Source organism: Solilutibacter silvestris, assembly GCF_050574925.1.
In the GTDB taxonomy this organism is placed as follows: domain Bacteria; phylum Pseudomonadota; class Gammaproteobacteria; order Xanthomonadales; family Xanthomonadaceae; genus Solilutibacter; species Solilutibacter silvestris_A.
The window spans coordinates 25,353-36,575 of the sequence record NZ_JBCMOO010000002.1; the positions used below are offsets into that span (position 1 = coordinate 25,353).

At 64.5% G+C, this 11,223-nt stretch carries 7 protein-coding genes; 3 read left to right on the forward strand and 4 right to left on the reverse strand.

Annotated features, from left to right (window positions below):
• Positions 1-11: 11 nt before the first annotated feature.
• Both ABE093_RS00630 and ABE093_RS00635 read right to left on the reverse strand, forming a co-directional pair.
• Complete coding sequence (locus tag ABE093_RS00630; protein WP_430758934.1) at positions 12-2,054, reverse strand: glycoside hydrolase family 97 protein; 2,043 nt, start codon at positions 2,052-2,054, stop codon at positions 12-14.
• Positions 2,051-3,676: an alpha-glucosidase family protein gene (locus tag ABE093_RS00635; RefSeq protein ID WP_430758935.1), complete on the reverse strand. Its 1,626-nt coding sequence runs from the start codon at positions 3,674-3,676 to the stop codon at positions 2,051-2,053. The genes ABE093_RS00630 and ABE093_RS00635 overlap by 4 nt, the downstream gene beginning before the upstream one ends.
• Before the next feature lie 217 nt (positions 3,677-3,893).
• Between ABE093_RS00635 and ABE093_RS00640 the strand changes: the two genes are divergently transcribed.
• Together ABE093_RS00640 and ABE093_RS00645 are read left to right on the forward strand one after the other, a co-directional pair.
• Positions 3,894-5,375 carry an MFS transporter gene (locus tag ABE093_RS00640; RefSeq protein ID WP_430758936.1) on the forward strand — a complete coding sequence of 494 codons (1,482 nt, stop codon included), beginning with the start codon at positions 3,894-3,896 and terminating at the stop codon, positions 5,373-5,375.
• Between the two features lie 128 nt (positions 5,376-5,503).
• A complete protein-coding gene (locus ABE093_RS00645) occupies positions 5,504-7,093 on the forward strand; it encodes an alpha-amylase family glycosyl hydrolase (RefSeq protein WP_430760045.1) in 1,590 nt (529 codons plus the stop codon).
• A gap of 15 nt (positions 7,094-7,108) precedes the next feature.
• On the opposite strand, the gene ABE093_RS00650 is transcribed toward ABE093_RS00645, so the two are convergent.
• Positions 7,109-8,146 (reverse strand): LacI family DNA-binding transcriptional regulator, encoded by a 1,038-nt coding sequence (locus tag ABE093_RS00650; protein ID WP_430758937.1) that lies wholly within the window; start codon positions 8,144-8,146, stop codon positions 7,109-7,111.
• Positions 8,147-8,226: 80 nt separating this feature from the next.
• Here ABE093_RS00650 and ABE093_RS00655 point away from each other — a divergent pair, with 80 nt between their 5' ends.
• Complete coding sequence (locus ABE093_RS00655; protein WP_430758938.1) at positions 8,227-9,150, forward strand: hypothetical protein; 924 nt, start codon at positions 8,227-8,229, stop codon at positions 9,148-9,150.
• On the opposite strand, the gene ABE093_RS00660 is transcribed toward ABE093_RS00655, so the two are convergent.
• Complete coding sequence (locus ABE093_RS00660) at positions 9,151-11,223, reverse strand: phosphocholine-specific phospholipase C (RefSeq protein ID WP_430758939.1); 2,073 nt, start codon at positions 11,221-11,223, stop codon at positions 9,151-9,153.

Genomic DNA, 11,223 nt, shown 5'->3' on the forward strand with positions numbered 1-11,223 from the left:
CGCTTTTTGTATCACTTCAGCGCAACGAAGCGGATCGCCGCACCACCACCGCCGGCCAGCCATAGATCGAGCGTGTCCTTGGCAGAGACGGTGCGGCTTTCCTTCATGAACATGAAGCGCGCCGCGCCATGCCAGTCCGCGCCTTCGCCATCACGATAGATCTCGGCGCGATATTTCCTGCCGGCATCGAGGAAGGACAGCGGCACCTTGAGCGTACGCGCATTGCGATCGCTCATGCTGCCGAGATACCAGTTGTCGCCGCCTCGCTCCTTGCGCGCGATGGTCACGTACTCGCCGATCTCGCCATTGACCACGCGCGTGTCCTGCCAATCGGTCGGCACGTCGCGGATGAACTGGAACGCGTCCATGTGTTGTGCGTAGTGTTCCGGAAGATCGGCGGCCATCTGGATCGGGCTGTAGATCGTCACGTACAGCGCGAGCTGGCGGGCCAGCGTGCTCTGGATTTCCTGTCCACCCTTGCCGGTCAGACTGAGGACGCCCGGCGTGTAATCCATCGGGCCCGCGAGCATGCGCGTGAACACCAGGTTGATCTCGTGTTCCGGCGGGTTCGGCGGATCGCCCCAGGCGTTGTATTCCATGCCGCGGGCGCCTTCGCGACTCACCCAGTTCGGATAGGTGCGGCGCAGGCCGGTGTCCTTGATCGGTTCGTGCGGATTGATGGCGATGTGGCGCTTGGCCGCCTCCTTCACCACCCGCAGATGCACGTTGCTCATCCACTGGCCATCGTGCCATTCGCGCGTGATCGGATCATTTGGCGTGTCCTGGCGTTCGATCTGGCCGGCATCGCAGACGTGACCGGTCTTCACCACGTCGATGCCCAGGCGCTGGTCGAGATCAAGCGCCGCGTCGAGCTGGCCCAGGTAGTGACTGACGGCGCACGCGTTTTCGTGATGGCCGATCAGGTGCACGCCCTTGGATGCGGCGTACTTCGACAACCATTCGATGTCGAAATCGGGCGTGGCCTTGGTGAAATCGAAATTCCAGCCATGCGCGAACCAGTCGCCATCCCAACCGGGATTCCAGCCCTCCACCAGCACGCCGCGGAAACCATTGGCTGCGGCGAAATCGATATAGCGCTTGGTGTTCTCGGTGGTGGCGCCGTGCTTCGGACCGGTGCCCCAGGTCTGCTGGTCGAGGTGCATCGACCACCACACGCCGACATATTTCGCCGGCTTGAACCAGCCGACATCGCCCAGCACGTTGGGATCGTTGAGATTGAGGATCAGGCTGGATTCAACCAGCCCGCCGGGCCGATCGGAAATCTCGATGGTGCGCCAGGGCGTGACGAACGGAGTGTCGCGAACGACGCTCGCCGGCTGCGTGCCCCCGGGCGCCAGGCGCGCCTTCAACCGCTGGCCATCGACACGGCGCAGCCACATCGATGCGTAGTCGACCAGTGCGGCTTCATGGATCGACAGGTACAGGCCGTCGTCGGTCTTCATCGTCACCGGCGTATGCGCCTGCGACACCTGGTTCAACGGCGTCTTGTTGTAGAGGTATTCGTAGCGATTCCACTCGCCTGCCGGCTCCCACCACGCGGTGGCCGGACGCGCGACATCGAACTCGGTGACCTCATCGACGATCTCGACGCGACCGAGATTGGGCTGTTTCGGGAAGCGGTAGCGAAAGCCGATGCCGTCATCGAAAACACGGAACACCACTTCGAGATGGCGCTTGTCGTTCACGCCTTCGACAAAGGCGGTGGTGAGTTCGTTGTAATGGTTACGGGTATGTAGGCGTTCGCCCCAGGGCTGGTCCCAGGTCTCGTCAACGCTCTTGGTCGACTGCGATTCCAGCTTGAAATTGCGCAGCAGTTCGGCGCCATTGCGCAGCACGAATCCCAGGCGGGAGTCGCCGATCACCGGCTTGCCGTCGCGCGCCACCCGGTAACCGATCCGTCCTTCGCCATTGACGTCGAGTACGGTGACCACGAGATGACCATCGGGCGAACTGACGCGCGCGACTTCATTGGTGCCGGCCTGGGCCAGCAGCGGACTGGCCAATAGCAGCAATGCGAGCAATTTCGATTTCATCGTTCATCCACCATCTTCAATACGACCACGGCGTGCGCCGGCAATACCACGCGGCCATCGGTCAGTGTTCCAGCGGCAACGCCTGGCGCATGAACCTGCGTGGCCCCTGCCCATTGCGACGGGACATTCCACTCGGCCGGGCTGGCGGAGAGATTGAAGACCATCAGCATGCGCTCGCCTTCCTCCGTGCGTTCGAATGCGAGGACCGGTTCCGGCGCATCGAAGAAACGGATCGCGCCCTCGACCAATGCCAGTTGCGCCTTGCGCCAGGCGAGGAATGCCCGCGCCGCATGCAAGGTCGATTCCGCTTCCGCTTCCTGCGCCGCCACCGACAACGCACGATGCGCTTCCGGCACCGGCAGCCAAGGGTGTGGCGCCCCGAATCCGGCGTCGGCGGCGTCGGTCCACGGCAGCGGCGTGCGGCACCCGTCACGACCCTTGAAATTCGGCCAGAACGTCTTGCCGTAAGGGTCCTGCAATGCCTCGAACGGCACATCGGCTTCGGGCAGGCCGAGCTCTTCGCCCTGGTACAGGCAGACCGAGCCGCGCAACGAACACACCAGCGCGACCAGCTGGCGCGCGAGTTGCGGATGTGGATCGGCGCCGCCCCAGCGACTGGCAACGCGCTGCACGTCGTGGTTGGACAACGCCCAGCATGGCCAGCCGCCCTGCATCTTGGCTTCCAGCGTTTCAACGGTGCCACGGATGTGCGCCGCGCTGAAATCGTCGGTCAGCAACTCGAAGCTGTAGCCCATGTGCAGGCGCTTGGGCGTGACGTATTCCGCCATCGTCGCCAGCGAATCCTCCGACGAAATCTCGCCGAGCGCGGCGATCTCGCCGTGGCTGTCCATCAGCCGGCGCAATTCCTCGAGGAACACCGGAGTTTCCGGCTGCGTGTTGTTGTACCAGTGGTACTGGAACGCATAGGGATTGTCCGGCGAGAACCCGCGTCCGCTGCGTGCCTCGATCGGCTTCGCGGGGTTGTCGCGCAGCTGCGCATCGTGGAAGCAGAAGTTGATCGAGTCGAGGCGGAAGCCGTCGACGCCGCGATCCATCCAGAAGCGCAGATTGTCGAGCTGCGCCTGGCGCACCGCCGGCTGGTGGAAATTGAGCTGCGGCTGGTCCGACAGGAAGTTGTGCAGGTAGTACTGGCCGCGTCGCGGCTCCCAGCGCCAGGCCACGCCGCCGAAGATCGACAACCAGTTGTTGGGCGGCGAACCGTCGGGCTTGGCGTCGGCCCAGACGAACCAGTCCGCCTTGGGGTTGTCGCGGCTCATCCGGCTTTCGCGGAACCACGGATGCTCGATCGAGCAATGGCTCAGCACCTGGTCGATCATCACCCGCAGGCCGAGTGCATGCGCGCGCTTCACCAGCGCATCGAAGTCGGACAGCGTGCCGAAGATCGGATCGACGCCGCGGAAATCGGCGATGTCGTAGCCGAAATCGGCCATCGGCGAAGTGAAGAACGGCGAGATCCAGATCGCGTCGACGCCGAGGGTGGCGACATGATCCAGATGCGCGGTGATGCCCGGCAGATCGCCGATGCCATCGCCGTTGCTGTCGCGGAAGCTGCGCGGATAGATCTGGTAGATCACCGCTCCGCGCCACCACGGATGCGCCATTGCCTGCCCCATAAGCTGTGCCAGCGCGCACTATTCCATGCATCACGGCGTTACCCGGATGAATACGTATGCATGCACGCGCACGCTTGTATAGCTGCATGCGCGCGTGGGCAGGCCCCTCCTTTCACCCCAGAAACAGGCTGTTTTGTTTGCACTGCAACATGCCAGCCCCGCCTGCAGGCGGCACGATGCCTGCATCTTCAAGACGGATTCCGGCATGGCCGCCAAACCCCGCCTCGGCTTCTGGCAGATCTGGAACATGTGTTTCGGGTTCCTCGGCATCCAGTTCGGATTCGCGCTGCAGAACGCCAACGTCAGCCGCATCTTCCAGACGCTCGGCGCCAATGTCGACGACATCCCGTTGCTGTGGATCGCCGCGCCGATGACCGGACTGCTGGTGCAACCGGTGATCGGCTATCTCTCCGACCGCACCTGGAGCGGGCTCGGTCGCCGCCGCCCCTATTTCCTCGGCGGCGCGATCCTCGCCTCGCTGGCGCTGTTCGCCTTCCCCAACGTCGGCGCCCTGTGGGTCGCGGCCGGCATGCTGTGGATCCTCGATGCCTCCATCAACGTGTCGATGGAGCCGTTCCGCGCCTTCGTTGGCGACCAGCTACCGCAGGAACAGCGCGCCGCCGGCTACTCGATGCAGAGCTTCTTCATCGGCGTGGGTTCGGTCGTCGCCAGCTTGCTGCCATGGCTGCTCGAACATTCGGGCGTGGCCAATACCGCGCCCAGCGGCCACATCCCCGATACCGTGCGTTATTCCTTCTATATCGGCGGCGTGGTGCTGCTCGGCGCCATCGCCTGGACCGTGTTCCGCAGCCGCGAATACAGCCCTGCAGAACTCGCGTCCTTCGATGACCACGCGCCTGAAGCAAGCAGCATCCACGACAACGGCACCAGTCCGCGCAAATGGTCGCGACTCGCGACCGCAGCGCTCGTCGTCGGCCTGGCCGGGTTCTGGAGCGTCGGCCACTTCGCGCTCGACAAGCAGTTGTACGTGTTGGCTGGCGGCGTGGCCGCTTACGGGGCCTTGCTGCTGCTCAGTGGCCATACCGCGAATACCGGCATGCTCGCGAACATCATGCGCGATCTCCACCAGATGCCGTCGGCGATGCGGCAACTGGCGGTCGTGCAATTCTTCTCGTGGTTCGCGCTGTTCGCGATGTGGATCTACACGACGCCGGCGGTCACCTCCGTCCACTACGGCAGCAGCGATCCGACTTCGGTCGCCTACAACGAAGGCGCCAACTGGGTCGGCGTGCTTTTCGCCGCCTACAACGCCTTTGCGGCATTGGCTGCGATCGTGATTCCGCGCATGGTGCGCGCGATCGGACTGCGCCGCAGCCATCTGCTGAACTCGCTGCTGGGTGGGCTCGGCCTGTTGTCGGTCTTCCTGATCCGCGATCCGAAACTGCTGCTGTTGTCGATGATCGGCGTCGGCTTTGCCTGGGCGTCGATCCTGTCCCTGCCCTACGCCCTGCTCTCCGACAGCGTTCCGGCGGAGAAGATGGGCATCTACATGGGCATCTTCAATTTCTTCATCGTGATCCCACAGCTCGTCGCGGTCAGCCTGCTTGGCCTGTTGGTGAAGCACCTGTTCGGCAACCAGCCGATCTACGCCCTGGTCATCGGCGCGATCTGCATGGCCGTCGCCGGCTTGCTGACCCTGCGCGTACCCGAACCACGGACTGCATGAAGATGACGAAGCTGAAAAAGATCTCGACTCTGGCAGTAACGCTGCTCGCCACTGCCATCGCCGGCACTGTCCACGCCGGAACTTCCGCCCAACCCTCGCCTGGCGACTACTACGGCACGCTGCAACCGATGGCCAGCGACGCGGTGTATTTCGTGATGACCGATCGCTTCGTCAACGGCGACCCGTCGAACGACCATCGCGGCCAGGGCAAGGCCAAGGGCGCGGCGTTCTACACCTTCGATCGCCCGGTACCCGGCGCACCAGGCGGCAAGAGCGACAACGTCGGCTACATGGGTGGCGACTTCAAGGGCATCGTCGACAACATCGCGTACATCAAGGAAATGGGCTTCGGCGCGGTGTGGATCACGCCGATCGTCGACAACCCGGACGAGGCCTTCACCGGCGGCGAACCGGTGAAATGGGGCGGCCACTTCACCGATGGCGGCAAGACCGGCTACCACGGCTATTGGGGCGACAACTTCTGGGTGGTGGATGAACACCTGCCCAGCCGCGGACTCGACTTCCGCGGCTTCACCCGCACGATGCACGCACACGGCTTGAAGGTCGTGCTCGACATCGTCTGCAACCACGGCTCGCCCGCCTTCACCATGCCGAAGGACCAGCCAAAGTACGGCAAGATCTACGACAAGCACTGGCGATTGATGGCCGACGAGCAGAACCTGGCACCGGACAAGCTCGATCCGAAGAACAATCCGTTGCATGCCTGGTACAACACCAGCGGCAACCTGGTGCAGCTCTCGGACATGAACGAGAACAACCCGGCGGTGCTCGAGTATTTCGTCGGCGCGTATTCGCAATGGATCGACCAGGGCGCCGATGCCTTCCGCATCGACACCATCGGCTGGATGCCGCACGCCTACTGGCATGCCTTCGTCAATCGCATCCGCCAGAAGCGCCCAGGCTTCTTCATGTTCGGCGAAGCCTTCGATTACGACGCCAACAAGATCGCCGAGCACACCTGGACGCGCAACGCCAGTGTCAGCGTGCTCGATTTCCCGTTGCGCAAGGCCTTGCAGGCGACCTTCGAGCATTCCGGCGGTTCCTACGCCGCGCTTGCGGAGCCGCTGTACCTGACCGATGGCCCGTATGCGAATCCCTACGAGTTGATGACCTTCTACGACAACCACGACATGGCGCGGATGGATGCCAGCGACAACGGCTTCATCGACGCCAACAACTGGTTGTTCACCGCGCGCGGCATCCCGGTGATCTATTACGGTTCGGAGATGGGCTTCGAACGCGGCGCCGCCGAACATGCCGGCAATCGCAACTACTTCGGCACCAAGGGCATTGCCGAAGCGCGCAAGAGCCCGATCCGCGCAGCGATGACCCGCATCGCCAAGGTCCGGCAGGCACATGTCGCCTTGCAGCGCGGATTGCAGGTCGATCTGGAGCTCGCCGGCGATCGCGCTGCGTTCTGGCGCGTCTACCAGCATGCCGGCCGCGACGAGATCGCGCTGGTGCTGCTCAACAAGGGCGATACCCCACAGGAGTTTCGCATCGACGGTGTCCAGGCAGGCAATTGGGCATCGGCGATTGATGGCGGCAAACGGAAGATCGCTTCGGGCCAGGCGTTGACCAGTCGCGTGCCCGCGCATGGCGTGCAGGTCTACACGCTGGCGGCAAAGGTTACCGAACCGAAACTGTTGTCCGCGCTGGATGCCGCGATGGCGGGAGCACGCAAGAAGCAGGATTGACGCGCGACCGACGCATCAACCCCCGCTCGACGCCCGCACCGCCAGCTGCGGCGCGATCATGATGCTGTTCGCCGACTGCTCGCGGATCAGCATCAACAGACTGTCGACCAGCAAGCGGCCGGCCAGTTGCGTGTCCTGCACCACCGTCGTCAGCGGCGGCGTGCTGTAACGCGCCTGCGGCATGCCGTCGAAACCGACGACCGCGACATCCTGCGGGATCCGTTTGCCGGCATTGCGCAGGGCTGCCATCGCCCCGATCGCGATCAGGTCGCTGCCGGCGAATATCGCATCGAAGTCGACGCCGCGCGCCAGCAATTCGCGCGCGGCGCGATGGCCGTCTTCCTCGCTGCTGCTGGCATCGACCTGCAACGCGCGATCCAGCGTCAATCCGCGCGCCTTCAACGCCGCTTCGCAACCGTTGAAGCGGGCGAAGAATTCCGGATAGTGCGAAGACGCATCGCCGAGGAAGGCGATCTTCTTGCGCCCGAGCTCCAGCAGATGCGCACCGGCGAGCTGGCCGCCGAGGTGATTGTCGCAGCCGATGGAAATCCCGATCTGCCCCGCGCGCACCGGCCCCCAGCGCACGAAATGCGTGCCCTGCGCGTGCAGGTGTTCGAGCTTTTCCTGATACAGCACGTCGTCGCCGTAGCCGAGCAGGATCAGGCCGTCGGCCTTCATGCTGTCCTCGTAATCGGCATGCCAGTCGTCCGACAACTGCTGGAACGACACCAGCAGGTCGTGGCCCTGGCGCGCGCACTCGCGGGTGATCGAGCCCAGCATCGACAGGAAGAAGGGATTGATCACCGCGTCCTCCGGTCCCGGCTCTTCGAACAGCAACAGCGCCAGGGTGCCGGCGCGTTGGGTGCGCAGGCTCGATGCGTGGCGATCGACCTTGTAGTTGAGCTCGCGAACCGCCTCTTCGACGCGGCGACGCGTCTCGGCGTTCACCAACGGACTACCGCGCAGCACGCGCGATACGGTGGCTTGCGATACGCCCGCGCGGTGCGCGATGTCGAGCGAGGTGATCCGGGACTTCTTGCGCGAAGGCTGCATCGGCGCAGTGTAAACCGCATTCACTCAACGCCGCGTTATGCGAGTATCGTCACGAACAATGTTGCAACGCGGAAATTCGCATGCCTTCCTCGCAATCATTGCTCACCACCCGCGCCGGCCAGTTCCGCGACCTCTATCGCGAGCTCGAACGCTATCCCGCGGCGTTCCATTCCACCCCGGTGATCTTCTGCGAAGGCGACTCCTGGTTCGCCACGCCGCTGGCGATGAACCTGCTCGACTGGCTGGTCTATCCGTCTCCCGAAGACGAAGCCGCAGGCGTCCCGCTGTTCGGCGCCGGCGGACTGTTCTTCCGCACCGAACGCGTCGGCGATCTCGCCATCGACATGTTCTCGCCCAGGGGCGTCGCCGACCTCTCCGACTGGTATCGCGATTTCGCCTTCGACCTCGTCCTGCTCAGCGGCGGCGGCAACGACTTCGTCGGCGATTTCCTCGGGCAACTGTTCGAGGGCACGACCGAGATGAGCGTCGATGCCGCCTTCGCGCGCGTCGAAGCCAGTGGCCGCTACGACGCCGTGCGCGCGTCCTACCATCGCCTGATCGAGGCGTTCCGCGCGGTCAAACCGCAGACGCCGATCCTCGCCCACAGCTACGACTATCCGCAGCGGATGGGCGAACGCGCGAAGTTCACCCTCGGCAACCTCGGCCTGGCAGCCCTGTTCTCCCACGGCATCGGACCATGGATCGCACCGAATATCGCCAGTGCATTGCCGCGCGCCGATGACCAGCGCGAATTCGCCAAGGCGATGATCGACGGATTCGTCGACAAGGTGCTGGTTCCACTGCGCGACGACCCCGCCAGCGGCCGCGTCTTCGATTTCGTCGACCTGCGCGGCACACTGCCCGATCCCGAATTCTGGGCCGACGAAATGCATCCGACCAGCGTCGGCTTCGCCATGTTGGCGCGAGTGTTCCGCCGCCAGATGCGCAAGAAATTGTCGATCAAGCTGGGGCCGCCACCGGATCGCGACACCCTGGACGGTTGATCAGTCCGAGAGTGCGGGATCGCTGCGGCTGGCGCGCCCGGTCTCGACGTGGCCGGCAAAACGACGCTTGAACGATGCATCGCCCTCCAGCGTCACCTGCAGGTCGTGCCAATGATCGGATGCGGCGATATCGCGGCTGTCCTCGACATGCGCGCCCGGCGCCAGCACATGCGTACGCGCCGCGCCGCGGTCGTAATGGCCCGATGCCACACGCAACATGCAGACGGTGTCGCCGTCGTTGCGCATCCGCAACACGCAGCGGTCGCCTTGCGCGACGAATTCCACTTCCGGGCGCGGGCCCTTGCCGGCCACCTTGCCGTTGAACGTACGCAGCCAGCCGTTCGGACCATGCACCTCGAATGCATACCCGCCATCACCCGCAAGCGCCCAGCGATGACGCAGCTGCTTGCCCGCTTCCACCGTGAACCACCACGGACCGGCGTCGCCGTCGGTTCGATAGACCGCGAACACCGCACCGACCTTGCCCGAATTGGTGAACTCGAGCTCGATGCCCTGCGCGCCGCGATCGACATGCACTGACGCGGACAAGGCATAGGGCAATGCCCGCGCCGGGCGTCGCCCCTGCTCCTGGGTCGGCAATGCGGTCGGGGTCGTCGGCGCTTTCGGGATCGCCTGCTTGCAGCTGGCATCGGCCCACTGCTGGCGACCGGACGCATCCGGCATCTTCGGCCACGCATCGTCATGGACATCGAACGCCAGCGTCGAGGTGAGATCGCCACAAACCGCGCGCCGCCACGGACTGATGGTGTCGCAACGCACGCCGAAGCGTTCTTCCATCAGGCGGATCACCGAGGTGTGATCGAACACCTGCGAGTTCACCCAGCCGCCGCGACTCCAGGGCGACACCACCAGCATCGGCACGCGCGGCCCGAGCCCGACCGGCACGCCGTGGTAATCCTCGCCATCGAGGCGCACGGTGCTTGCGCCGATGTTCGCCGCATGGGTGCCGATCGGCGGCGGCACATGGTCGAAGAAGCCTCCGTTCTCGTCGTAATTGATGATGAAGACCGTCTTCGCCCACACCGCCGGATTGGCGGCCAGCGCCGCCAGCAATTGCGCGCTCAGCGATTCGCCGTAGGCCGGCGATGCCGCCGGGTGCTCGCTCATGATGTAGGGCGGCACGATCCACGACACCTGCGGCAATTTGCCATCGCGGACGTCGCGGGCGAATTGGGCGATCACATGCTCGCCACGCGTCTTCGGTGCGTTGTCCTTGGTCGATCCTTCCGCCCAGGCGCGACCACGCATGTAGAGTGGCGACGAACGATCGAGCCCGCGGAATGCCGCGAACGACTGCAGCGGGTTGTCGCCGTAATTGTCGTATTCCTGATACACCTTCCAGGCGACGCCGGCATCCTGGAGTTTCTCGGCATAGGTGTGCCACGCGAACGGCGTGAACCCGGCCTTGTCCGCCGACATGTCGGCGCTCCAGTTGCCGTCATCGACATTCGTCACCGCCTGCTTGCCGCTGTTGCCGGCGGTCAGGCCGCTGGTGCCGGAAAACAGGTGCAGGCGGTTGGGATTGGTCGGCCCGAAGATCGAGCAGTGATAGGCGTCGCAGACGGTGAAGGCATCGGCCAGCGCGTAATAGAACGGCAGGTCGCTGCGGGTGAAGTGGCCGAAGCACATCGGCCCCTTCACTTTCATCCATGCATCGTGGTGGCGCCACAACTCGTGCGAATCCTTCCAGCCGTGATCGATGTCGGCCAAGCATTGCGCCGCCGTGGCGTTCGAATCGAGGTGAAACGGCGTGATCGCCGGCTCGCCACCGGGGAGCGCCGGCTGCTCCCATACCGTGTGGCCATTCGGCAACGGCGCGGGTCGCGGATCCCCGAATCCGCGCACGCCGCGCATCGCGCCGAAATAGTGGTCGAACGAACGGTTCTCCTGCATCAGCACCACGATGTGCTCGACATCGCGCAGCGAACCGGTCACGCGCGCCGGTTCGACTGCAAGCGCCGCACGGATCGCCGGGGGGATCAGCTGCAGGCCCAACGCCCCCGCGGCTGCAGCCGAACCCTTGAGGAAACGCCGGCGCCCGTCCGAAACCAC